This window comes from Mycobacterium sp. BMJ-28, assembly GCF_054404835.1.
The window spans coordinates 2092802-2116758 of sequence record NZ_CM136783.1 but is presented as its reverse complement, the minus strand read 5'-3'; the positions used below and the strand labels follow the sequence as shown (position 1 = coordinate 2116758).

The following is a 23957-nucleotide window of genomic DNA, read 5'->3' as shown; positions in this document are numbered from 1 at the left end:
CATGCCTGCTAACCGGAGAGGTTGAAGTTGCCGTTGGAGCCATACACAGCCAGCGAGGTAAGCAGCGTGATGGACACGACGACGATCAGCGATGTGCGCACCGCGTTGCCTACTGCCACTCCGACTCCTGCCGGACCGCCGCTCGCGAAGAAGCCGTAATAGGTGTGAATCAGCAGGATGGCCAACGCCATCAACAGCGCCTGGAGAAATGACCACAACAGATCGATCGGGTTGAGAAAGGTGTTGAAATAGTGGTCATAGAGGCCACCGGACTGGCCCAACAGCACCACCGTGGTGAACTGGCTGGCCACAAACGACAGGATCACCGCAATTGAGTACAGCGGCGTGATCGCCAGCATGCCGGCCACCAGGCGCGTGCTCACCAGGTACTCGACGGCACGGATCCCCATCGATTCGAGGGCATCGATCTCCTCGTTGATCCGCATCGCGCCCAATTGCGCGGTGACCCCGGCCCCGAATGTCGCCGCCAGTCCGATTCCCGCGACTATGGGGGCAGAGATGCGCACATTGATGAATGCGGCCAGAAAGCCGGTGAGCGCCTCGATGCCGATATTGCCCAGCGAGCTGTAGCCCTGGATCGCCAGTACACCACCGGTGGCCAGGGTGAGAAACCCGACGATGACCACGGTCCCACCGATCATCGCCAAAGTGCCCGCGCCCATGCTGATCTCGGCGATAAGGCGGATGACTTCATGCCGGTAGTGCGTGGCTGCGTACGGCACAGCTGCCAGTGCCCGGCCGTAGAACAGGATGTGGTCACCGATGCCGCCCACCACGGTCACAGGTCGTCGTACCACGCGGGACAAGCGCGGATAGGTCGATTCAAGGGTCAACGGGGATCCTGTCATCGGGTCGTCATCTGGATACCGATGGCGGTGACCACCACGTTGATCACAAAGAGCGCCATGAAGGCGTAGACGACGGTTTCGTTGACGGCGTTGCCGACCGCCTTAGCTCCCCCGCCGGTGATATTCAGACCGCGGTAGCAGGCGACAAGTCCCGCAATCAATCCGAACAGCGCCGCTTTCACACAGGAGATGATGACTTCGGGCACGCCGGTCAGCAGGGTGATGCCGGCGGCGAAGGCGCCTGGGTTCACGTCTTGGACAAAGACGGAGAAGAAGTAGCCGCCGAGGATGCCGATGATCACCACGAGGCTGTTCAGCAGCAGGGCCACCAGGCCCGAGGCCAGCATCCGGGGCGTCACGAGGCGCTGCACCGGATTGATGCCCAGCACCTCCATCGCGTCGATCTCCTCGCGGATGGTGCGCGAGCCCAGATCGGCGCACATGGCCGTGGCCCCGGCGCCGGCCACGATCAGCACCGTCACCATCGGGCCCACCTGGGTGACCGCACCGAACGCCGCACCGGCCCCGGACAGGTCAGCTGCGCCGAGTTCGCGAAGCAGGATGTTCAGCGTGAAGCTCACGAGCACGGTGAACGGAATCGCCACCAGCAGTGTCGGCGCCAACGAGACCCGGGCGACGAACCAGGACTGGTCGAGAAGTTCCCGCCACTGAAACGGCCTGACCAGCACGAACTTGGCGGCGTCGACCGACATGGCGAACATCCCGCCTACCGCCTGCAGCGGCACTGCGAGCTGTCGTCGCGGCATGGGTTGGTCTCCGTCCTCATTTCGCGCCCTGTGACCCGGGACACTCGACGGGGAACCATCGCAGTTCGGCGAAAGCCCGGACATGCCGCGTCCCACCCATCGGGAAGTCGAAGTCGCACCGATCGACGGCGCTCGCAGTCACCGGTCAGCGGAATACCCCGTTGCTCACGGGCAGCGAGGTGGCGAAGCTGACCTGTACAAGTCAGTGACCATGAGGGAGGTTCGCGTGTCCAACTCCATTTCCGTGGCGGATCAGGCTGAGCTGGCCGGTGGCGTGCGTGAAATCGTCACGACCGCAGGGGCTTTGCGCTACTACGATGTCGGCTCCGGCCCAACGGTGCTCTTTCTGCACGGATCGGGGCCCGGAGTAACCGGCTGGCGCAACTTCCGAGGGGTGCTTCCGGTGTTCGCACAACGCCATCGCTGCCTCGTGTTGGAGTTCCCGGGCTTCGGCGTCTCCGACGACTGGGGCGGTCACCCGATGGTCACCGCGCAAAGCACCGTCGTACCGTTCCTGGATGCGCTCGACGTCGACCGTGTCGACATCGTCGGCAACTCGATGGGCGGCGGAGTCGGGATCAGCGTCGCGATCAACGCGCCGGAGCGGGTGGGGCGACTTGTCAGCATCGGGGGAATCGGCACCAATGTGTTCTCGCCCGGGCCGAGCGAAGGGATTCGGCTGCTCCAGGAATTCACCGAGAACCCCAGCCGTGACACGCTCGTCCGATGGTTGCACTCCATGGTCTTTGATCCCGCGTTGGTGACCGAGGACCTCATCGCGGAGCGTTGGGCGCTTGCGACCGATCCCGAGACGTTCGCCGCGGCGCGGCGCATGTACGGCAAGGCCGCCTTCGCGGCGATGATGGCCGCGCTGGCGTCCTCTGACCTGCCATTGCCCTGGGCGCAGATGCACAAGGTTGCCGCGCCCACCCTGCTGGCCTGGGGGCGTGATGACCGAGTCAGTCCGCTCGATATGGCCCTCGTGCCGATGCGGACCATTCCCGACGCCGAATTGCACGTGTTCCCCCGATGCGGGCACTGGGCCATGATCGAAGCCAAGGAGGCTTTCGAATCTGTGGTCCTCGGCTTCTTGAATCGCCCTGGCGTGGCCTAGGCCACGTCCGCTGGGCGGACGGTCGACGCCGACGCAGTCGTGCAGGCCAATAGGTTGATGCGACAGCTGTGTGAGGAGATCTTATGTTGGACACCGAGAGTCGAGACCGCGCCGCGTGGCAGCTACGCGACGCCGAGCAGATGACCGAGCCCGTCGCTCCCCTGTCTCAGGTCTATCCCGACATCGACGTCCTCGACGCCTACGCGATCCAGCGAACCAACGTCGACGAGCGAATCAGAGCAGGCGCACGGGTATGTGGTCACAAAATCGGCCTGTCCTCCCCGGTGATACAGCAAATGATGGGTGTGCACGAACCCGATTTCGGTCATCTGCTCTCCGATATGCATCTGCAGCAGGGGACGGCGTTCGACGTGTCCTCGCTGTGTCATCCGCGCATCGAAGTGGAAGTGGCCTTCGTGCTGGGTGCCGCGCTGCCCGGCGCGGACTGCTCAACCGCTGATGTGTTGGCCGCCACCGATTACATCGCGGTCGCGATCGAGCTGATCGACAGCCGAATCATGAACTGGGAGATCGGGATCACCGACACGATCGCCGACAATGCTTCGTCTGGCTTTTTCGCGCTGGGCCCGAGCAGGATTCGCCCTCACGAGCTAAACCTCGCCGATCTCGAAGCGACACTGTTCACCGGATTCGGCGGCCGCGATGTTCCCGTCGCTCGGGGCAACACCAGCGATGTGCTCGGCAACCCGGTCCGCGGCGTCGTCTGGCTGGCGCGGAAGCTGGCCACTTTCGGAGTGGTGTTGGAGGCCGGGCACATCGTGTTGTCGGGGTCATGTACCCGAGCCGTCGACGTCGCCAAAGGCGACCACTACCGCGCCGCCATCGTGGGTCTGGGCGAAGTCTGCCTCGGATTCATCTGATTAGAGGACTTTCAAGAGAGGGCACGATGGCTGATAAGGCGTCAGTGGCGATTGTCGGGTCGGGCAATATCAGTACCGATCTGTTGTACAAGTTGTTGCGCTCGCAGTGGCTGGAACCGCGGTGGATGATCGGGATCGATCCGGAGTCCGAGGGCTTGGCCAGGGCCCGCAAGTTGGGCCTGGAGACCAGCCATGAGGGCGTGGATTGGCTTCTGGCGCAAAGCGAATTGCCGGATCTGGTGTTCGAGGCCACCAGCGCCTACGTGCATCGCGATGCCGCGCCGCGTTACGCCGAAGCCGGGATCCGGGCGATCGATTTGACCCCGGCCGCCGTCGGGCCCGGGGTGATCCCGCCGGCGAATCTGCGTGCCCATCTGGATGCGCCGAACGTCAACATGGTCACCTGCGGTGGGCAGGCCACCATCCCGATGGTCTACGCCGTCTCCCGGGTGGTGGATGTGCCCTACGCCGAGATCGTGGCCTCGGTGTCCAGCGCGTCGGCCGGTCCGGGCACCCGGGCCAACATCGACGAGTTCACCAAGACCACCAGTGCCGGTGTGCAGCACATCGGTGGCGCCGCCAAGGGTAAGGCGATCATCATCCTCAACCCGGCCGAGCCGCCGATGATCATGCGCGACACCATCTTCTGCGCCATCCCCGAGGACGCCGACCACGATGCCATCACCGCCTCGATCAAGGAGGTCGTGGCGCAGGTGCAAACCTACGTGCCGGGCTACCGGCTGCTCAACGAGCCCCAGTTCGACGGTCCGTCGGTGTACAACGGCGGCCACCACCTGGTCACCACATTCGTCGAAGTGGAGGGTGCCGGGGACTACCTGCCGCCGTACGCTGGAAATCTGGACATCATGACCGCCGCGGCCACCAAGGTGGGCGAAGAGATCGCCAAAGAACGCGTGACCGCCGCGGCCGGAGGAGCACAGGCATGAGTACCGCAGACATCTTCTTCAACCCGATCTGGGACGTCCGGATGACCGACACGTCACTGCGCGACGGGTCCCATCACAAACGCCACCAGTTCACCAAAGACGAGGTCGGCTCGATCGTCGCGGCCTTGGATGCTGCCGGGGTGCCGGTCATCGAGGTCACCCACGGCGACGGACTGGGCGGCTCGTCGTTCAATTACGGGTTCTCCAAAACCCCCGAGCAGGAACTGATCAAGCTCGCGGCCGAGACGGCCAAAGAGGCCAAGATCGCCTTCCTCATGCTGCCCGGGGTGGGCACCAAGGAAGACATCAAGGAAGCCCAGAACAACGGTGGCTCCATCTGCCGGATCGCCACCCACTGCACCGAGGCCGACGTCTCGATCCAGCACTTCGGGCTGGCCCGCGAACTCGGTCTGGAGACCGTCGGGTTCCTGATGATGAGCCACACCATCTCCCCGGAGAAGCTCGCCGCCCAAGCCCGCATCATGGCCGATGCCGGCTGCCAGTGCGTCTATGTCGTGGATTCGGCGGGCGCACTGGTGCTCGACGCGGTCGCCGACCGGGTCGCCGCACTGGTCGCCGAACTCGGCGATGACGCCCAGGTGGGCTTTCACGGCCACGAGAACCTGGGCCTGGGGGTCGCCAATTCCATCGAGGCGGTGCGTGCCGGGGCCAAGCAGATCGACGGCTCCTGCCGCCGGTTCGGTGCCGGTGCCGGTAACGCCCCGGTCGAGGCGCTCATCGGGGTGTTCGACAAGATCGGTGTGAAGACCGGTATCGATTTCTTCGATATCGCCGACGCCGCCGAAGAGGTGGTCGCCCCCGCCATGCCCGCCGAGTGCCTGCTCGACCGCAACGCCCTGATCATGGGCTACTCCGGGGTGTACTCCAGCTTTCTCAAGCACGCCATCCGCCAATCCGAACGCTACGGCGTGCCCGCACACCAACTGCTGCACCGCGCCGGCCAACGCAAACTGATCGGCGGCCAAGAAGACCAACTCATCGACATCGCGTTGGAGATCAAACGCGAACAAGAAACGGCGAACACCTAGAACGTCCGACGGCGTGACTTGAATGCCGCGAGTCGATACAGATACCGAGGTATTCGGGTCGTCGGCACCCGGCACGGCCAGTGGTCGGCACGGAAATACGCATCCGATCCGCCGTCGACGAAGACCACACTTCCACAGAGGAAATTGGCAGCGTCGGAGAGCATGAAGGTCATCCACTCCCCCAGATGATCGGGATCTCCGTAGCCGCCGACGGGCACGGGGAACGAGCGGATGGCTTTCGCCTCACGTGGTGTCGCGAGCTGTTCGCTGAGCAACGGGGTGTCGATTGCCCCGGGGGCAATCGCGTTCAATCTGATTCCTGCGCCCGCCCACGCTTCTGACACCGCGGTGCGCCGCAGCCAGCGCATGAGTGCGATTTTTGAGGTCCCGTAGGCCATCGCCGGAGCCGCTGAACGGAACATCCGCACTGAGCGGACGGCACGCCGCAGGTCGCCGCGCAGCAGCGCACGCACTGCGCGAGGCGGAACCATCGGCATGGTTGTGGCCGAATTGCTGCCCACCACGACGACTTTCGCGGCGGAAGTGGTCGCCATCGCGGCTCGCCACGCGAGCGCCAACTCGACCACGCCGAAGTAGTTGACCGACAAGATGGTGGATACGTGGTGCATGCCGGGGCGTGGTCCCATCCCGGCAGCGAAGACAGCACCATCGAGCCGGCCGTCCGCCTGTGCAAGTACCTCAGCAGCCGCGTGGGAGCGGCCGTGCTCGGTGGCCAGGTCGGCGATGACCTCCGCATCGCGCAAGTCGACACCGATCACCCGGTGCCCGTCGGCGCGCAGCCGTTGTGCGGCCGCTCGTCCCATCCCGGACGCCGCGCCGGTCACCGCGTACACCTTCGTTTCTGTCACCTGCCTCACGTCTGTCACCTGCTTCACGGTGGGTTGGATCCGTACCCGCGGGCGGGTGCAGCTATGCCGGCCAGCCCGGCGGTCAACAACCCATGCGCGTAACTGTCGCCGTTGAGCACACGGCTGGTCCGCGTGGTGATCTGCCACCGGCCGTCGACACGGTCTAGCACGAAATGGTTGGCGGTGGCCCGCCACACGCTGTAGAGGTCGACGTCGTCGGGATCCGCATCGTGGCGGCGCACCAGGACCAGGGATTCACAGACGGCGACGGCGGTGTCGCCGTCGATGGTCACCACCGCCGGTCCGAGGAAGTGGCAGCAGCCGCCGGTCACCAACTTCTGATGTCCGTGCGAGCTGACCATCTCGTGTACGCCGTGCCGCCCGGTCATCCGCCAGCCTTCGACGTCGTATGTTCCGTCGAGCGCCCACAGCCGGGCCGCATTGTCCGCGTCACCCGCATCGACCGACGGGCCATACGACGCGACGACCCTGGCAACGTCTCGTTCGTCCTCCAGGCGCCGCAGTCGATCCAAGATCTCGGTGTCGGTCACTACCACTCCTCAAGGTCACGCAACCGGGCGAGCTGCTCGCAGCAATGCTGGGGGCTGTCCGAACGGACGGCGCAACTGATCGCGGTCGCCCCGGCCTCTCGCAGGGATTTCAACTCATTGCGGGTACCCCGCGGGTCGTTGTCGGGATCGACGACTGCTGACAACACCACCTCGAATCCGACCGGGAGATCGACACCGACGATCATGTCGTGCATTTCACGCGGTGCAAGGCCGAACGGCATCCAACCGTCGGCGAAGTCGAGCGCTCGGCGTAGGGAAGCCACGCTGCGTCCGCCGACCCAGACGGGCACCCGCTTCTGCCGAGCGTGCGGCAGCACGGTGATGTCCTGATAATCGTAGAAAGGGCCGTGATATCGCGGTGTTGCAGTAGACAATGATGCGCGCAGCGCGCGAAGCGCATCATCGGCTCGTGCCGCCCGCTGCTGCCACGGCGCGTGCAACAGCTCGAATTCCTCGGTGAGCGAACCGATGCCGACCCCGAGGGTGAGCCTCCCACCACTGACCTGATCCAGGGTGCCGTAACGTTTGGCGATCTCCAGGGGATGGTGGTAGCCGAGCACCAGGACCGAGGTGACCAGCCGAATGCGCGACGTATGCGCGGCCAGGTAGCCCAGGGTGGCCAATGGGTCCCAGTACACCGCGCCCCGACTGGACGCTACAGCGGTCGGAATCGCCACATGTTCCGAGCAGGTCAGGTAGTCGAATCCCAAGGTGTCCGCGGCCGCGGCGATACGCACCAGGTCATCGATCCCCGCGTCGGCTTCCCAGCTGCCCGCCAGCCCGGGGACCTGCACCACAATCGGTGTCGAAAGGCCAAGTCGCACAATCAGTGCGCTCCTGCAATCAGCGCCTTGATCGTTTCGTGTGATTCCAGCACCACCCGCGCCCGGTCGGGTGCACTGTTGGTGAGGGCGGCCGCCTCGTTGCCGCCCGCCACCCATACCGGGCCGTCGATGAGGTGCGCCAGGCCCTCCGCTGCGACGTCGGCGGGTTCGTTCACCAGGATGCCGGGCGCATCGAAGTTCAGCCCGACACGTTCCATGGCGGGTGTGCGCGTCACACCCAAGACCAATTCCAGGACATCAACCTGATGTTCGCGCAACTCCAGCCAGAGGCTTTCGGCGAACATCCGAGAAAACGCCTTCGCCCCGGCGTAGACGGTGTGTCGCCACGCTCCCATGTACCCGGACAGCGATCCCACGATCATGATGCCGCCGCGTTTGCGGTCGGCCATCGCCCGTCCATAGTGCTGCACCAGTTCCAGCATGCGTGTGACGTTGAGATCGGTGACCTTCTGCAGTTCCCGGAGGTCGGTCTCCAGAAAGAGTTCGTTACACGTACTGGCTCCGGCGTTGTAGATTAGCAGGCCGGCCTCGATATCGTCTGTGCTGCACACGATTTGCCCGACCGATGCCGGATCGAGAAGATCGACGGCAACGGTGCGGACCTCGGCGCCGAGGGCACGGCAGCGTTGCGCGGCACCTTCCAGCGGCCCTGGTTTACGCGCGATGAGCACGAGGTTGAAACCTGCCCCCGCCAGTTGTCGGGCGAACTCCGCGCCGACGCCTTCCGACCCACCGGCGATGACGGCCCACGGTCCGTACTTCTTGAGGTCAACCATGTGTGCTCTCCTTTAGGATAGGTCATCGTTGAGTGGCCCCTGCATCTACGGGCAAGCTGACTGAGGTGATGTAGCGGGCCTCGTCGGAGGCGAGGAACAGACTTGCGTTGGCCACGTCGATGGGATCGACCCATGGCACGGCAAGCATGTTCATCCGTACTGCGGCGCAGGCGAATTCGTCGCGAGTGAGGGGCCGGTCGAGGTCGGGACGGAACGCCTCACGCACGACGTCGTTCTGAATCAGCGGGGTGTCGACATTGGTCGGATGGACACAGTTGACCCGCACGTTGTACGGCGCCAGATCCTGGGCTAGGCTGCGCATCAATCCCACTACACCGTGTTTAGCCGCGGTGTAGTGCGCCACCCCCATCAGACCGCGCAGTCCGGCGATGGAGCTGATCAGGATAATCGACCCGGCGCCACGGTCGATCAGGTGCGGCACCGCGGCGGTGCAGGTGTTCCATACCCCGGTGAGGTTCACGTCCAGCATGGTGCGCCACGCCGCCTCCGACAGCTCGATAGTCCCGCCGCGGGAGGTGATTCCCGCAGTGGCACAGACAATGTCGAGTCCGCCGAACTGTTCGGCACCCCGCTCGGCCGCGCACCGAAGGGCGTCAAGGTCACGCACGTCGAGGACGTCGGTGATGATGCGCCCGCCGGCCTGTTCGACAAGGCGGGCAGTGTCGTGCAGATCCTGCGGTGTGCTGGACGGGACGTGCACGGTTTCAACCGGGCCACACACGTCGAGGGCGATGATGGCGGCGCCCTCTTGGGCGAATCTGATCGCCTGCGCGCGGCCGATACCGCGGGCCGCGCCGGTGATCAGTGCGGTCTTGTTGACTAATCGGCCGGTCATGTCGTCTTCTGGGTCAGTCCGGCGTCGACCACCAATTGGGTTCCGGTGATGTAGCGAGCATGGTCGGAAGACAGAAAGACAACGGCATTCGCCACGTCGATGGGTTCCACCCACGGCACCGGTAAGAGATTCCGGGCGGTGAGAACTTCAGCGGCATCGGCTTCGGTCGGGTTGTCCAGATCTGGCCGCAGCCGCTTATAGGTGGCGGTGTTACGGACCATGGGTGTGGCCACTGCACCGGGGTGCACCGTGTTCACCCGGATCTTTCGCGGTCCCAACTCGTTGGCCAGTGTGCGGGCCAGTCCGACCGCGGCGTGCTTGCTGGCGGTGTAGTGAGCGGTGCCGCCGGTGCCGCGTAAGCCGTTGGTGGAACTGATGATCACCACTGCTCCCCCGCCCGGGCCGATATGCGGGACGCCGGCTTTGACGGTGTGCCACACCCCGGTGAGATTCACATCGAGGGTGCGTTGCCAGTCCTGTGGACTGATCGTCCAGGCGGGTCCTGCGGCAGTGTGGATACCGGCGTTGGCGACGATGACATCGAGCCGACCGAGTTCGTGCACACCCGCATCAACCGCAGCGGTGACTGCATCCAGGTCAGCGATGTCGGCAAGGCCGGTGACACCGCGTCTGCCCCGGCTGTGGACCTGGTCGGCCGTCACACGCAGCTCTCCGGCGGCGTGCTCATGATCGAGCATGATGACGTGAGCGCCTGCATCGGCGAACCGTTCGCAGTGCACCCGGCCGGTACCGCGACCGGCGCCGGTTACCAGGACGACCTTGTTGTGCAAGTCAGGCATCAGGGGGCCTTCAGCAGATCGAATCCCTTGTAGCCGGCTGCAGCGGCCTCGCTGCAGATGTCGAGGTAGACCCCGAATCCGCCAAGAAAGAGCATGAACATTCGGGGCTTGCCTGGCACATTGGCGCCCATGTACCAGGAGTTGGCCTTTGTGAACAGGGTGGCCTCGGCACGCTGGGCACATTCAGCGATCCAGTTGTCCACCGCATCGGCGGTCGGTTCCAGGGCGGCGTAGCCATGGCTGTCGAGGTAGCGGATGGCGTCAGCGATCCAGTTCACGTGCGCCTCGGCGTGCAACACCATGTTCGCCAGCACCGCCGGCGCGCCGGGGCCCGACACCAGGAACAGGTTGGGGAAGCCGTCGGTGCCCAGGCCGAGGTAGGTACGTGGTCCGTCGGCCCAGTCCTCGACCAACCTCTCGCCGCCACGACCGACGATGTCGATTTTGGCCAGGGTGCCCGTCATCGCGTCGAATCCGGTGGCCAGCACCAGAGCGTCGATATCGTAGTGAGCTTCGGAGGTGTTGATCCCGGATTCGTCGATCGATTCGATCGGCGTCTTGCGGACACTGACCAAAGTCACGTTGTCTCGATTGAACGTCTGGAAATAGTTGGTGTCGGTGCAGATCCGCTTCGTGCCGATCGGATGGTCGTTGGGGATCAGCATGTCGGCAAGCGTCGGGTCGTCGATGACGGCACGGATCTTGTCTTCGTAGAACTTGCGGGCTTCGTCGTTGGCTTCCAGAGTGATCATCTGGTCGGCGAACGTCTTGGAGAACAGCACACCGCCGAGCTCCCAACGCTTTTCGTAGGCATCATGGCGTTCCTCGGGACTGGCTTGCAAGGTCAGCTTCGGGTGGGCGACGTGTGGTGATCCCCCACCGCTGCGCCAGGACATCCGGCGGCGTTCGGAGTAGTTGGCCTTGATGTCGGCGACTTCGTCGGCAGTCAGCCGCCGATTGCCTGCGGGTACGCTGTAATTTGGGGTGCGCTGAAACACGTAAAGATGGTCGGCCTGCCCGGCGATGATCGGAATCGATTGGATACCTGAGGATCCGGTGCCGATCACGGCGACGCGCTGACCGGTGAAGTCGACGTTTTCGTGTGGCCAGTGCGCGGTGTGGTAAGTCTGCCCACCGAACGTGTCCAATCCTGGAATGTTCGGGGTCATGGCGGCCGACAGCGGACCGGTGGCCATGACGACAAAGTGTGCGTTGACGGTTTCGCCTGCATCAGTACTGACGTTCCAGCGCAGCGTCTGCTCATCGAGCACCGCGGCGCTCACCTTGGTCTCGAAGGTGATGCCGCCCCGCAGGTCGAGCCTGTCGGCGACCCAGTTGATGTATTCGAGGATCTCGGGCTGTGTGGCGTACTTCTCCTTCCAGGTCCACTCCTGTTGGAGCGCGTCAGAAAACGAGTAGCAGTAGTCGATACTCTCGACGTCGCAGCGCGCTCCGGGATACCGGTTGTAGTACCAGGTTCCGCCGACGTCAGGTGCGGCTTCGAACACCCGCACCGACAACCCGAGTGACCTGAACTTGTGCAACGCGTACAGGCCTCCGAAGCCGGCACCCACCACCACCACATCCACACGGCTGATCGATCCACTGCTCACGTGGCGAAGGTTAGGCGTTCCTCGTGGGCTTGCCTGCCCTGTTTCCCGGTCACCGGACGACGTGTGCTGGCATCCCGGCCATCGGACCGTCTGGGTTGGCACGGCGGGCGGTGCGCGCCAGAATCTCGGCTCATGACCGACCTCGAATGCGACACTGAAACGGTCGGCGTAGGCCCCAAGAAGTCAAAGGGTGTGCGGGTACAGGTATCCGACGTCATCGATGAGAGCCTGGATGCCCGTTCACTGGTGTTCGCCGTACCTGAGAACCAGCGTGACCGATTCACCTACACCCCCGGTCAATTCTTGACACTGCGCGTGCCCAGCGATCAGACCGGATCGGTGGCACGCTGCTATTCGCTGGCCAGCTCCCCGCACACCGACGCTGCACTGAAGGTGACGGTCAAACGGACCGCCGGTGGCTACGGGTCGAATTGGTTGTGCGACAACGTCACCGTCGGTGACACCATCGAGGTACTGCCACCGTCGGGGGTTTTCACTCCGGCAGACCTCGACACCGATTTTCTGCTGTGGGCTGCGGGAAGCGGCATCACACCGGTCATATCGATCTTGAAGTCGGTGTTGTCGGCAGGAACAGGACGCGTCGTGCTGTGTTATGCCAATCGTGACGAAGCATCGGTGATCTTCGCCGCCGAGTTGCGCGAGCTGGCAGCCCGTTACGCCGGTCGGCTGACGGTGCTGCACTGGCTGGAATCGATCCAGGGCCTACCGACCCGCGCCCAGATGAGCGGATTCGCCCACACCGTCTATACGGGTTCGACGGGCTTCGAATCGTTCATCTGCGGTCCCGGGCCCTTCATGACCGTGATCAAGGAGGCTCTCGCCGAGGCGGGAGTGCCGCGGGATCGGGTGCACCTGGAGGTGTTCCAATCTCTGTCAGGTGACCCGTTCGCCGACGACAACTTTTCGGTGACAGGAGGTTCCGAGGACGACGATGCCGCCGCCGTGCGGGTCGACCTGGACGGGACCAGCCATCAGCTGCGCTGGCCACGGCGGGCGACCCTGGTCGACGTCCTCGTCGCCGCCGGTGTCGATGTGCCCCACTCCTGTAAGGAAGGTCAATGCGGATCATGTGCCGCCACCGTTCTGCGCGGCGAAGTGGACATGGCCAGCTGCGACATTCTGGAGCCCGAAGATCTCGCCGAGGGGCTGATCCTGGGATGCCAGGCTCGCCCGGTTTCCGATGACCTGCACGTTGAATTCTGAGTGTGCGAGCGCAACAGATTTCCGCTCAACGGGAACCGCCTCCACCACCGTCAACATCGCGGTAGACCATCAGTGACAGCATTCGAGGATAGGACCAAATAATGACCGAGCGGGTAATCGACCGGGTACGCGAGATCGCCGACCAGCTGCGCAACCAAGGCGCCGAAGCCGAGAAGATCGGCAAGCTCACTGACGAGACGGTCAAGCTCATGAAGTCTGCGGGCAATACCCGGCTACTGCAGCCTAAGGCGCATGGCGGTATGGAAGTTCACCCGCGAGAGTTCGCCGAGACCGTGATGGCGACTGCCGCGCTGGACCCGGCCGCCGGCTGGATCAACGGCGTGGTGGGCGTGCACCCCTATCAGCTGGCCTACGCAGATCCGCGGGTAGCCACCGAGATCTGGGCCGACGACGTGGACACCTGGGTCGCTTCCCCCTACGCCCCGCAGGGCGTGGCCACACCCGTCGACGGCGGATATGTCTTCAACGGCCGCTGGCAATTCAGCTCCGGGACCGACCACTGCGACTGGATCTTCCTGGGCGCGATGATCGGCGACGCCCAAGGCAAACCGCTGATGCCCCCGCAGATGCTGCACATGATCCTGCCGCGCAAAGACTACGAGGTCGTCGAGGATTCGTGGAATGTGGTCGGGTTGCGCGGCACCGGCTCAAAAGATGTCATCGTCAAAGACGCGTTCGTGCCGTCCTACCGAACGATGGATGCGATGAAGGTCATGGACGGCACCGCGCAGCGGGAAGCCGGGATGACCGAGACGCTCTATCTGATGCCGTGGTCGACGATGTTCCCACTCGGGATCAGCTCGGCGACCATCGGCATCGCCGAGGGTGCATTGGCGGCGGCGCTGGATTACCAACGTGGACGGGTGAATTCGAGCGGTGTCGCCATCAAGGACGACCCATATGTCATGTACGCGATCGGTGAGGCTGCCGCGGATATCAACGCCGCCCGCCAGGAGCTGTTGGCCAATGCCGACCGCATCTTCGACATGGTCGACTCGGGCAAAGAGGTGTCCTTCGAGGACCGCGCGGCCGGGCGGCGCACTCAGGTGCGCGCCGTATGGCGCGCGGTGTCCGCCGTCGATGAGATTTTCGCGCGCTGCGGCGGCAACGCGGCCCGGATGGACAAGCCGTTGCAACGGTATTGGCGCGACGTGCATGTCGGCCAAGCGCATGCCATCCATGTGCCCAGCACGGTCTATCACGCCTCGGCACTGAGCTCGCTGGGCGTGGATCCGCAGGGCCCGCTGCGGGCGATGATCTGAGAGGACGACATACGCATGGGACTGATCAAGAGCCTCGGCTACGTCACCGTCGCGACCGCCGATATCGAGCGTTGGCGGCACTTCGCGTTCAACGTGCTCGGTTTCGCACAAGGCAACGGGCCCGACGAGTCCGCGCTGTATCTGCGGATGGATGAACGCGCCGCCCGCATCATCGTGGTGTCCGCAGACGTCGACAAGATCATGACGGTGGGCTGGGAGGTACGCGACCACGCCGACCTGGAGCAGGTCAAAGAGGCCCTCGATGCCGCGGGTGTGCCGTTCAAGCAACTCACGCTGGACGAGTCCGACGCGCGCCGGGTCGAAGAGGTCATCGCCTTCGAGGACCCGGCCGGCACGTCACTCGAGGTGTTTCACGGCGCGGTGCTGGACCACTCCCCCGTCATCACGCCACACGGGGCAAGGTTCCTCACTGGCGAGCAAGGGCTGGGGCATGTCGTCTTGCCTGCATTGGACGTCGATGGTTTGTTCGAGTTCTACACTGACGTGTTGGGATTCAAGTCACGCGGCGCCTTCCGGGTCCCGGCGCCCCCACAGTTCGGACCTGTGCGGGTGCGGTTCATGGGAGTCAACCAGCGCCACCACAGCTTGGCGGTCTGCCCCGCCCAGACCCTGCGCGATCCCGGGCTGATTCATCTCATGGTCGAAGTCGACTCGCTCGACGCGGTCGGTCAAGCGCTGGATCGGGTCAACGCGGAAGGCTTTCCGCTGTCCTCCACCCTGGGCCGCCACACCAACGACAAGATGGTGTCGTTCTATGTGCGCACCCCCGGTGACTGGGACATCGAATTCGGCACCGACGGCATGCGGGTGGATGAATCCTTTTACACCGCTGAGGAAATCACCGCTGATAGTTACTGGGGTCACCAGTGGGTGTCAGATCTCCCCGCGGCCATGCGCCCGTGACGCTCGGTGGTGAAGTTCAGCCGGTCGCAGTACGGACCATCACGGAATGGCACTATGAAGCCGACGTGGTGATCGCCGGATACGGTGTCGCCGGCGCGGCGGCCGCCGTCGAGGCGACGCGTGCCGGTGCTGATGTCTTGGTACTGGAACGCAGCGGAGACTGGGGTGGTGCCGCCTCCATGGCGGGCGGTTTCATCTACCTGGGTGGTGGCACGGATCTTCAGAAGGCCTGCGGCTTCGATGATTCCGTGGAAAACATGGCAGCCTTCCTGAATGTCGCCATGGGCCCCGGGGCCGATGAACGACGTGTTGCGGACTACTGTGCCGGCAGCGTCGCGCACTTCGACTGGTTAGTCGGCTGTGGTGTGACATTCAAACCGGAGTTCTTCGGTGAACCTGGCTGGGAGCCCATGGGCGATCAGGGTTTGATGTACAGCGGTGGCGAGAATTCCTACCCTTTCAACACCATCGCCGAACCGGCACCGCGCGGGCACATTCCGCAGATGCAGAACAAAAAGCAGGGCGAATCCAGTGCCGGGTTCATGCTGATGAAAGGTCTCGTGCACGCCGCGACCGCGGCAGGAGCACGCGCCGTGTACGACGTCCGCGTGCAGTCGCTGATCGTGGAATCGGATGGCCGGGTTGCCGGCATCCGAGCCCGTCGCTACGGCGCCTCGATCGATATCCGGGCTCGCCGCGGCGTGGTGTTGGCCACCGGCAGTTTTGCCTACAACTCGGCCATGGTCACGCGCTACGCCCCGCGCATCGCCGGGCGTCCGGCCGCCTCGATCGAACAGCACGACGGGCAGGGCATCCGGATGGCTCAAGCGCTCGGAGCCGATCTGGCGCACATGGACGCGACCGAGGTGGCGTTGTTCATCGATCCTCAACAGTTGGTGCGCGGCGTGCTGGTCAACGAACATGGCCAACGCTATGTCGCCGAGGACACCTACCCTGGACGGGCCGGTCAACACACGCTGTACTACCAGAACAACACCGCGTACCTCATCCTCGACGACACCGCCCAGCAGGAAGCGCAGGCCTCCTTGTCGCCGCTGCTGATGATGCGACCACCGAACTGGGTCTGCGAGACGGTCGCCGAATTGGAAGCCGAAATCGGCCTACCGACAGGCTCGCTTCAAGCCACCGTCGCCGCCTACAACGATGGAGCTGCACGCGGCGAGGACTCGCTGCTGCACAAGAAGTGCCAATGGCTGCGTCCTATCGGCTCGCCGATCGGCGCCATCGATTTGCGGGAGTCCACCGGCGGCTTCACCCTCGGCGGCCTACACACCACCCTCGATGCCGAGGTGCTCCACGTGAGCGGTGCGCCGATCCCTGGACTTTTCGCCGCCGGCCGCTGCACCGCGGGGCTGGCTGCGTGGGGCTACGCCAGCGGGGTGTCGTTAGGTGACGGAAGCTTCTACGGTCGCCGAGCCGGCCACGCCGCTGCCATCGAATAACACCACGTCACCGCCCCACACCGCTGTCAAAGGACCCCTGCCGCCCCGCGGCGGGGGTTCTTCTCATGTCTGGAGCGCCTTCTCTGATTTATGTGACAACCGGCACAATCCTGTGCTACAAACAGCTATATGACTAATAGTCATATGCCGTTCAGGCATGTAACTGATGGGAGATCCTTATGACCGTGACTGTCGACAAGGCCGGCGAGACGCCCAGCGCGGTCATCGACCGGATTTCCCTCGTCCTGGACGCGTTTGACGGGCCGGGGCGTCTTACCCTGGCTCAGATCGTCCGCCGTACCGGGCTGCCCCGGTCCTCCGCGCACCGCATGCTCGAACGCCTGGTCCATTTGCGGTGGTTGCGTCGCGATGGCCGCGATTACGAGTTGGGTATGCGTCTGGTGGAGTTGGGTTCACTTGCGGTGCATCAGGACCGCATCCATCGCGCGGCGATCCCCTTGTTGCGGGATCTGCACCGCGCCACCGGACTGGTGGTCCATCTCGCCGTCCTAGATGGCTCCGATGTGGTGTATCTGGAGAAGATCGGCGGCCAGATGGTCACTGCCATCCCTACCCGTGTCGGGGGACGCCAGCCCGCGCACTGCACGGCGGTCGGCAAAGCGATCCTGGCCGACAATCCTTCCGCGGAAGTCGATCTGGACTCGCGGATGACCCGGTTCTCGATCGCCACCGGTCAGCAGCTGGCCGCCGAACTGGCGAAGGTCCGTGCCCATGGCATCGCCTTCGAACGCGAAGAGTCCCTGCCCGGTTTCGGCTGTGTAGCAGCGCCCATCGGCACGGCCGGAGCCGCCGTCGCGGCGGTGTCGGTGTGCGGGCCCATGAGCCGGATGAACTTCGATCAGAAGATGGCCGCTCCGGTCCGGATGACCGCGATGGGCATCTGGCGCAACGCTGAAGACGGCCTGGACCGGGTGGCACCCACCTTGCAGCCGTTACGGCCGTTGAGGGGCGGCCACGGCGCGCCGCGTCCCTCGGCCGCCCTCTTGCCGGCATGACACTCGATGCTCAGATCGGCGGCATGATCGAAGTCCTCGATTCGGGTTTCCCACCCGTGCACACGATGACCGGCGCTGAGGCCCGCGCCGCGATCCATGGCCGCTTCGTGGCTGCCTCGCGGCCCGAACCGGTTGCCTCAGTTCAGGATTTCCAGGTCCCGACCGACAACGGCAGGATCGATGTCCGGGTCTACCGGCCTGAGACTGGTGGACCGCTACCGATCGTTGTCTTCGCCCACGGCGGCGGGTGGGTGTTCTGCGATCTGGAAAGCCATGATGGTTTGTGCCGCAGTTTCGCCAATCTGACTCCGGCGGTGGTGATCTCGGTAGATTACCGGCTGGCCCCCGAACACCGCTGGCCCACCGCGGCTGAGGACCTCTACGCGGCCACCTGCTGGGCGGCCGAGCACGCCGCCGAATTCGGCGCCGACCCATCGCAGATGACGGTGGGGGGTGACAGTGCCGGCGGCAATCTTGCCGCAGTGGTCGCCCTGATGGCGCGCGACCGGGGCGGTCCGGCCCTGGCTGCGCAGCTGCTGCTCTACCCGTTGATCGCCGCTGATTTCGATACGACCTCGTATCGATTGTTCGGCAGAGGCTTCTACAACCCGCGCCATGCACTGCAGTGGTATTGGGACCAATACGTTCCCGTTGTCAGCGACCGGCGCCACCCGTACGCGTCCCCGCTGCAGGCTGACCTCAGTGGGCTGCCGCCTGCGGTCGTCGTCCTTGCCGGTCACGACCCGTTACGCGACGAAGGTATTGCCTACGCCGACGGCCTGGAGGCTGCTGGGGTGCCAACGGTACGGTGCACCTTCGAAGGTGGCATCCACGGGTTCATGACGATGCCGAAGTTCGACATCGCCCAACGCGCCCGTCGGCAAGCCAGTCAGGCGTTAGGTGAGCTGCTCTGCAGCTGACGAAGCGTCTGGCTGCAGCAGCGTGCTGGTCGTCCCGAAACGCTGGTCAGGATCGAGCACGCAATGGGTACGGCTGAACACGGTCACCATGCACTTGTTGTTGTGCGTGCAGCGACTGTGTGAGCCGGGCTCGGCGATCATGGCGTTGACGCGGTCTGGCTCACGCAGCAGTGCCCTGCCCATGGCGAAGAAGTCGAAGCCTTCCCGCAACCCGGTGTCCAGATGCTCGCGATCCGTGATACCGCCCAGCAAAATGAGTTTGGTGTTACGCATCAACGGCACGAACTGTCGTGCCGCCTCCAGCATGTAGAGATCCTGATAGGGATAGACACCCATCGCCCGCTTGCCGATCAGCCTGATCGCAGGGCGCAACGCCGGCGGCATCACAGTCGCGAACTCCTTGACCGGTACATCGCCGCGAAACAGGTACATCGGTTTGTACACCGAGGAACCCTGAGTCAGCTCCAACGCATCCAGGGTGGCATCGGTATCGAGCAGCTGCGCCGTCCGCAACGCCTCATCGATCCAGATGCTGCCCGGAAGCCCATCATCCATGTCGAGTTTGGCGATGACTGCAATTTGTTCGCCCACCACCGTACGCACATGCGCGGCGATCTCACGCACCAGCCGCGACCGGTTGTCGATCGATCCGCCGTAGTCGTCCTTGCGGCGATTGATCAGCGGGCTCAGGAACGAGCTGGGCAGGTAGAGGTGCCCGAAATGCAGCTCGATGGCGTCGAATCCGGCATTGACGGCGACCTTCGCGGCGGACCCGAACTGCTCGATCACTGAGCGGATCTCCGATACGCTGAGCGCCCGGCAGTACGCCATCGAGGTCGGGTTAACGAATCTGCTGGGCGCCACGGCGGTGACACCGGTGAGCTTGCGAGGCGCCACCACCCCCGCATGTCCGAGTTGCGCGGATATCGCGGCCCCCGCCCGGTGCACCGAATCGGTCAATTTGCGAAGACCCGGCAACGCAGCAACGCTCATCACGATCTGACCGGGAGCGCTTGCCGCCTGCGGTGAGACGCAACAGTACGCAACGGTGGTCATGCCAACGCCACCCTCAGCGAAGACCCGGTGAAATGCGATCAGGTCGTCGGTGACCATGCCGTCGGGTGATCGGCCCTCGGAGGTAGCGGCTTTGATCACCCGATTGCGCAGGGTTACTGGTCCTAGCCGGGCTGGGCTGAACGGATCGATCATCGCATCACCCTCGCGTTGCTACCCGCTGCGGTCAACGGTGGTCTCCCGATGGCCGGGAGTGCATCGCCGCCGCAGCTGCGGAACTCCGTAGCCTCGCGTCCATGGCCGAGGTGTTCGTCGTCGACCGGGTGATCACCGCTGCGGGCTGCGCCCAGGAGTTCATCGACAACTACCTGGCCGAGTACGCCCCTGGTGCACGCGAACGCGGGATGACCTTGCGTGACGTGCTCGTCAGTCCTCCCATCTGGTTCGACGATCGACCCAACGTCGTCACGATCACCTGGTCGTTACCCAACGCACAGGCGTGGTGGCAGATGACTTGGCAAGCCCGGCCCGACCCGGCCGTGAGGCATTGGTGGGCCACTATCGCCGATCTTGTCGTCGAACGAAATCGCAGCGTCACCTCGGCCGCCGATGACGTTGATACCAAGGTTGTCTCGACGGTGGAGCCGGCCATCGCGGGTACGGCGGGCACGCTAGGTATAACGCGACTGATCGATGTCACCGAATCAGACCAGGGCCGCGTCCTGGGCGCCCTGCGCGAGGCCGCCGAGCGCAGCGGAGCGCTGAAAGCACTTGTTCAGCCCACCTTGCCCGGCTCACGAAATGGCGGCGACATCCTCGTTCACCTGCGATTCCCCGACCAGGAAGCTTGGCAGCAAAGCAATTTCGATGACACTCTCGATGATCCGGGGATCAGGCACGTGAATGGCGCGACGTACCAAGGAACGCCGTTGCGCCGCGGTGCAGGCACCGTGTACCGCACGCTGCTGCTTCGCGTATCACCCGGGACGGAGGTAGACACGGTCGCCGCCTTCGAGCGCGAGCTGGCCATGATGCCGCGCTACGTCTCGACGATCGCGGCCTGGCAGTTGAGCCGAGTCGAGCACGCGATCGGAACCAGCGACTGGACACACGTTTTCGAGCAGGAGTTCACCGACGTCGCCGGGCTGATGGGGCCCTACTTGATGCATCCGATTCATTGGGCGGTCGTCGATCGTTGGTTCGACCCCGAAACCACCGACGTCATCGTCCGTGACCGGGTCTGCCACAGCTTCTGCGCACTCGCCAATCCATTGCTCTGAACGGGCGCTTGCTCACAGACCTGCCGGCAAGATGTTCGGATTGGCCGTCGGGGGTGGTTGCAACCGCGGCATTACCTCCCGGCCGTCCAGCGAGCGCACCGTCAGGTGTTGTGACCACGGATAGTGCAAGCTGAACGCCACCAGGCCACTACGTTCGGCGGCAGGCAGGTGACACATCGCAAGCACCGTTTCAGCCAGATACTCCACGGGTTCGGTCGGAAAGCTGTCCGGGATGAGCGAGGCCGCCCCCGGGGTACGCACTGCAGTCGAAGGCCCGACGCAGTTGACGGCGATGTTGTCGTCGATCAGCTCAGCTGCCACGCCTTGGGTGAATCGATGCAGGGCTGCCTTGCAGGAGGCGTAGATCACGTCTCCGGCGGTCTTGTTGTAGTCCCGGTAGGGCCGCACCGGGGCCACCCCGGTAACCGAGCCGATGTTGACAACCCAGCCTCCACCCTGGTTACGCATGTGCGGCACAGCGGCTTTCGTCAAGGCGAAGGGTGTCTTCAGATAGTGCTCGACGGTGCGGTCGAACGTGTCCATCGGCATGTCTTCGACGGTCGCGTAGTCGGCGAAACCCGCGTTGTTGACCACGATGTCTATACGTCCGGTGCGCTCGACGACGGACTGGACCAGCGCGTCACGGGCATCGCCGTCTTCCAGGTCGGCGGCCACCCCGAAGGCGTGCCCGCCCGCACCCTCGATCAGGGCGATGGTCTCTTCGATGGTGCCCGGGATCGCCTCGCTGATGCCGGCGCGCGTCGATACCGAGGGCATGTGGGCGCGCGCGGTGACCGCCACGGTGGCACCCTCTGTGGCCAGTCGCTGTGCGATCGCCCGCCCGATCCCGCGGCTACTTCCGGTCACCAACGCCGTTCTGCCAGATAACGTCTGGCTCATCGGAGGAGGTAATCCTCTTCGACGGGGGCACGATGCTGTTGCCACAAGTCGACCAGCCGATACGGTGTCGCCACCACCACCCGACCTGACCCGGACCGGTAGTAGGTGTGGGCGTTCGGGGTATGGCACCAGACCGTGCCCTGCATGGCTTCGTCGATACCAGCCACATACTTCTCGAAAGCACGCTGCGTGACTTCCATCGTCGTGACGCCACGCAACGCCATCAGCTGCAGGCACTCCATGATGTAGTGCGCGAGCAACTCCATCGAGAAGTTGGCACCCGCGCCGTGTCCGGGACTGTAGTTGGGCGCCGAAGTGATGAACAGGTTCGGGAACCCCGGCACGGTACCGCCGCGATAGGCGCGCGGGCTATCCCCCCACACCTGGGCCAAAGTGGCGCCGTCGCGACCCTGGATATCGACTGTAGACAAGAAGTCCAGGTGATAACCGGTGGCATAGATGATGACGTCCAGATCGATCTGGCGGCCATCGGCGGTCAGGATGCCGGCGGCGTTCACCTCTGCGGGTTCGCTGGCTTCCACATCGACATGATCGCGGGTCAGCGCGGCGTAATAGCCACCCGGGTCACGAATGATGCGCTTGCCGTACGGCGCGAAGTCCGGGGTGACCTTGCGCGCCAATTCGGTTCCCGCGCCGAAGGTCCGGTCGATGTACTCCAGGCACATCTGCAGCAGCACATCATTGGCCGGCGAGATTGACAGGTGCGTCTTGGACCACTCCGGATCTCGCAGAATTATCGGGTAGTTGTTATCCGCGGTGCCCCAGTACGACTTGAGACGATGCCATTTGGCGTAGTATGGAAGGACCCTGCCCAAGTACCGGCGATGGTCGGGAACTTCGTCAGACAGTCGTTTGCGCGGAGCCACCCAATGCGGCTGGCGCTGAAACACCGTCAGGTGTTCGACCTCTTCAACACAGGCATCGATGATCTGCACGGCTGTGCAGCCGGCACCGATGACCGCGACCTTCTTGCCTGTCAGGTCCAGGGTTGGATCCCACTGCGCGGAGTGAATACTGCGGCCCGCAAAGCTTTCCCGCCCTTTCAGGTCGGGAAAGCGTGGACGGTTCAGGTAGCCGGCGGCGGTGACCACGATGCTGGCGTGGTCGACGCTGTGCGTCCCGTCTGCCGTGCGGGAGTGGATCTGCCACTGCTGGCGGTCCTCGTCCCACCACAGCTTCTCGACCTCTGTGCCGAACCGGATATGGCGGCGCAGGTCGTACTTGTCGGCCAGTGCCACCAGATAAGACTGGTATTCCGCGCCCTGCGGATAGTAGTTGGACCACGCCGGGTTCACCTCACGCGACAACGAGTAGTAGGCGGCCGGTGTGTCCACTCCGATCCCGGGATAGGTGGTGGTCAGCCAGGTACCGCCGACTTCCTCGTTGCGATCGAAGATCTCGAAGTGCACTCCCTCTTCGGCGGCCTCCAGAGCCACCGCGATTCCGGCGATACCGGCGCCGATGATCACCATGGTGGTGGACGGTGGAATCGGCGTGGTACGCGGAAGCGTGGGCTGGGACGGCCGGAAGCCACCCTGTTCGAACAGGAGATCCACCTGCTCGTCGGGGACTTCGCCACCCAGTGCGATGGGCAGCAGCCGGGCGAAGAAGTCCCGGTCGTCAGCCGCGTACGCACCCGCGGGGCGCGGCTTGTCGAGGGCGGCAATGATCTCGTCAGCCAGTCCCGCGGCGGTCTTGGCGCTGGTCCTGCCGGCCCGCTCGGGTGGATCGGGGACGTAAGTGAGCTTCGCGGCATACCGATCAATCACCGAAGCGTCACCGGTCATCTGAGCCAGCACGGCGACCAACACACCGGGGTCCGCCTCCAGGAGGTGCGCACGCAGTTCTTCGACGTGGGCACGATCCGCAAGTGGCGAGGGTTCGGTGGTGGCGGTCATGGGAACGAGTATCGAAGGAGATTCCGGCACTAGCCCCCGCCCTGTCTACTGAGCGG

The 23957-nt window shown here is 64.4% G+C and carries 23 protein-coding genes; 11 read left to right on the top strand and 12 right to left on the bottom strand.

Going from position 1 to position 23957, the window contains the following annotated elements; genetic code table 11:
- Positions 1-8: 8 nt before the first annotated feature.
- Positions 9-869, bottom strand: coding sequence for an ABC transporter permease (locus ACXPWS_RS10460; protein ID WP_458712369.1), 861 nt, complete (start codon positions 867-869; stop codon positions 9-11).
- The gene (locus ACXPWS_RS10455) at positions 866-1636 is read right to left on the bottom strand and encodes an MlaE family ABC transporter permease (RefSeq protein ID WP_458712368.1); all 771 of its coding nucleotides are present in this window, start codon (positions 1634-1636) and stop codon (positions 866-868) included. The genes ACXPWS_RS10460 and ACXPWS_RS10455 overlap by 4 nt, the downstream gene beginning before the upstream one ends.
- Positions 1637-1847: 211 nt before the next feature.
- On the opposite strand from ACXPWS_RS10455, the gene ACXPWS_RS10450 reads away from it, so the two are divergent.
- The 4 genes from ACXPWS_RS10450 to dmpG all read left to right on the top strand — a co-directional run bounded on the left by ACXPWS_RS10450 (position 1848) and on the right by dmpG (position 5627).
- Positions 1848-2750 carry an alpha/beta fold hydrolase gene (locus tag ACXPWS_RS10450; RefSeq protein ID WP_458712367.1) on the top strand — a complete coding sequence of 301 codons (903 nt, stop codon included), beginning with the start codon at positions 1848-1850 and terminating at the stop codon, positions 2748-2750.
- 83 nt (positions 2751-2833) lie between these two features.
- The gene (locus ACXPWS_RS10445) at positions 2834-3631 is read left to right on the top strand and encodes a 2-keto-4-pentenoate hydratase (RefSeq protein WP_458712366.1); all 798 of its coding nucleotides are present in this window, start codon (positions 2834-2836) and stop codon (positions 3629-3631) included.
- A 26-nt stretch (positions 3632-3657) separates the two neighbouring features.
- On the top strand, positions 3658-4578 hold the full coding sequence (locus ACXPWS_RS10440) for an acetaldehyde dehydrogenase (acetylating) (protein ID WP_458710980.1): 921 nt from the start codon (positions 3658-3660) through the stop codon (positions 4576-4578).
- Positions 4575-5627 (top strand): 4-hydroxy-2-oxovalerate aldolase, encoded by a 1053-nt coding sequence (gene dmpG / locus ACXPWS_RS10435; protein WP_458712365.1) that lies wholly within the window; start codon positions 4575-4577, stop codon positions 5625-5627. The genes ACXPWS_RS10440 and dmpG overlap by 4 nt, the downstream gene beginning before the upstream one ends.
- Here dmpG and ACXPWS_RS10430 read toward each other — a convergent pair.
- From ACXPWS_RS10430 to ACXPWS_RS10400, 7 genes are all read right to left on the bottom strand, one after another.
- Positions 5624-6451: an SDR family oxidoreductase gene (locus tag ACXPWS_RS10430; RefSeq protein ID WP_458713485.1), complete on the bottom strand. Its 828-nt coding sequence runs from the start codon at positions 6449-6451 to the stop codon at positions 5624-5626. The two genes, dmpG and ACXPWS_RS10430, sit on opposite strands and share 4 nt — an antisense overlap.
- Before the next feature lie 68 nt (positions 6452-6519).
- Positions 6520-7047 (bottom strand): nuclear transport factor 2 family protein, encoded by a 528-nt coding sequence (locus ACXPWS_RS10425; RefSeq protein WP_458712364.1) that lies wholly within the window; start codon positions 7045-7047, stop codon positions 6520-6522.
- On the bottom strand, positions 7047-7892 hold the full coding sequence (locus ACXPWS_RS10420) for a TIGR03619 family F420-dependent LLM class oxidoreductase (RefSeq protein ID WP_458712363.1): 846 nt from the start codon (positions 7890-7892) through the stop codon (positions 7047-7049). Before ACXPWS_RS10420 ends, ACXPWS_RS10425 begins: the two co-directional genes overlap by 1 nt.
- 2 nt (positions 7893-7894) lie before the next feature.
- Positions 7895-8689 carry an SDR family NAD(P)-dependent oxidoreductase gene (locus ACXPWS_RS10415; RefSeq protein ID WP_458712362.1) on the bottom strand — a complete coding sequence of 265 codons (795 nt, stop codon included), beginning with the start codon at positions 8687-8689 and terminating at the stop codon, positions 7895-7897.
- A gap of 22 nt (positions 8690-8711) precedes the next feature.
- Positions 8712-9545 (bottom strand): mycofactocin-coupled SDR family oxidoreductase, encoded by an 834-nt coding sequence (locus ACXPWS_RS10410; protein WP_458712361.1) that lies wholly within the window; start codon positions 9543-9545, stop codon positions 8712-8714.
- On the bottom strand, positions 9542-10345 hold the full coding sequence (locus ACXPWS_RS10405) for a mycofactocin-coupled SDR family oxidoreductase (protein ID WP_458712360.1): 804 nt from the start codon (positions 10343-10345) through the stop codon (positions 9542-9544). The genes ACXPWS_RS10410 and ACXPWS_RS10405 overlap by 4 nt, the downstream gene beginning before the upstream one ends.
- Positions 10345-11958, bottom strand: a complete 1614-nt coding sequence (locus ACXPWS_RS10400) for a flavin-containing monooxygenase (protein WP_458712359.1) — start codon at positions 11956-11958, stop codon at positions 10345-10347. The genes ACXPWS_RS10405 and ACXPWS_RS10400 overlap by 1 nt, the downstream gene beginning before the upstream one ends.
- Positions 11959-12090: 132 nt before the next feature.
- Here ACXPWS_RS10400 and ACXPWS_RS10395 point away from each other — a divergent pair, with 132 nt between their 5' ends.
- From ACXPWS_RS10395 to ACXPWS_RS10370, 6 genes are all read left to right on the top strand, one after another.
- Positions 12091-13182, top strand: coding sequence for a 2Fe-2S iron-sulfur cluster-binding protein (locus tag ACXPWS_RS10395; RefSeq protein WP_458712358.1), 1092 nt, complete (start codon positions 12091-12093; stop codon positions 13180-13182).
- 101 nt (positions 13183-13283) lie between these two features.
- The gene (locus tag ACXPWS_RS10390; RefSeq protein ID WP_458712357.1) at positions 13284-14465 is read left to right on the top strand and encodes an acyl-CoA dehydrogenase family protein; all 1182 of its coding nucleotides are present in this window, start codon (positions 13284-13286) and stop codon (positions 14463-14465) included.
- A gap of 15 nt (positions 14466-14480) precedes the next feature.
- Positions 14481-15389, top strand: a complete 909-nt coding sequence (gene bphC, locus ACXPWS_RS10385) for a biphenyl-2,3-diol 1,2-dioxygenase (RefSeq protein ID WP_458712356.1) — start codon at positions 14481-14483, stop codon at positions 15387-15389.
- Positions 15386-16852 carry an FAD-dependent oxidoreductase gene (locus ACXPWS_RS10380; RefSeq protein ID WP_458712355.1) on the top strand — a complete coding sequence of 489 codons (1467 nt, stop codon included), beginning with the start codon at positions 15386-15388 and terminating at the stop codon, positions 16850-16852. Before bphC ends, ACXPWS_RS10380 begins: the two co-directional genes overlap by 4 nt.
- A 179-nt stretch (positions 16853-17031) precedes the next feature.
- Positions 17032-17868, top strand: a complete 837-nt coding sequence (locus ACXPWS_RS10375) for an IclR family transcriptional regulator (RefSeq protein WP_458712354.1) — start codon at positions 17032-17034, stop codon at positions 17866-17868.
- The gene (locus ACXPWS_RS10370; protein ID WP_458712353.1) at positions 17865-18788 is read left to right on the top strand and encodes an alpha/beta hydrolase; all 924 of its coding nucleotides are present in this window, start codon (positions 17865-17867) and stop codon (positions 18786-18788) included. The genes ACXPWS_RS10375 and ACXPWS_RS10370 overlap by 4 nt, the downstream gene beginning before the upstream one ends.
- On the opposite strand, the gene ACXPWS_RS10365 is transcribed toward ACXPWS_RS10370, so the two are convergent.
- Positions 18765-19997, bottom strand: coding sequence for an NADH:flavin oxidoreductase (locus ACXPWS_RS10365; protein WP_458712352.1), 1233 nt, complete (start codon positions 19995-19997; stop codon positions 18765-18767). The genes ACXPWS_RS10370 and ACXPWS_RS10365 overlap by 24 nt on opposite strands.
- Positions 19998-20452: 455 nt before the next feature.
- Between ACXPWS_RS10365 and ACXPWS_RS10360 the strand changes: the two genes are divergently transcribed.
- Positions 20453-21082: a Dabb family protein gene (locus ACXPWS_RS10360; protein ID WP_458713484.1), complete on the top strand. Its 630-nt coding sequence runs from the start codon at positions 20453-20455 to the stop codon at positions 21080-21082.
- Between the two features lie 12 nt (positions 21083-21094).
- On the opposite strand, the gene ACXPWS_RS10355 is transcribed toward ACXPWS_RS10360, so the two are convergent.
- Both ACXPWS_RS10355 and ACXPWS_RS10350 read right to left on the bottom strand, forming a co-directional pair.
- The gene (locus ACXPWS_RS10355; protein WP_458712351.1) at positions 21095-21982 is read right to left on the bottom strand and encodes an SDR family NAD(P)-dependent oxidoreductase; all 888 of its coding nucleotides are present in this window, start codon (positions 21980-21982) and stop codon (positions 21095-21097) included.
- The gene (locus tag ACXPWS_RS10350; protein WP_458712350.1) at positions 21979-23901 is read right to left on the bottom strand and encodes a flavin-containing monooxygenase; all 1923 of its coding nucleotides are present in this window, start codon (positions 23899-23901) and stop codon (positions 21979-21981) included. The genes ACXPWS_RS10355 and ACXPWS_RS10350 overlap by 4 nt, the downstream gene beginning before the upstream one ends.
- Positions 23902-23957 lie beyond the last annotated feature (56 nt).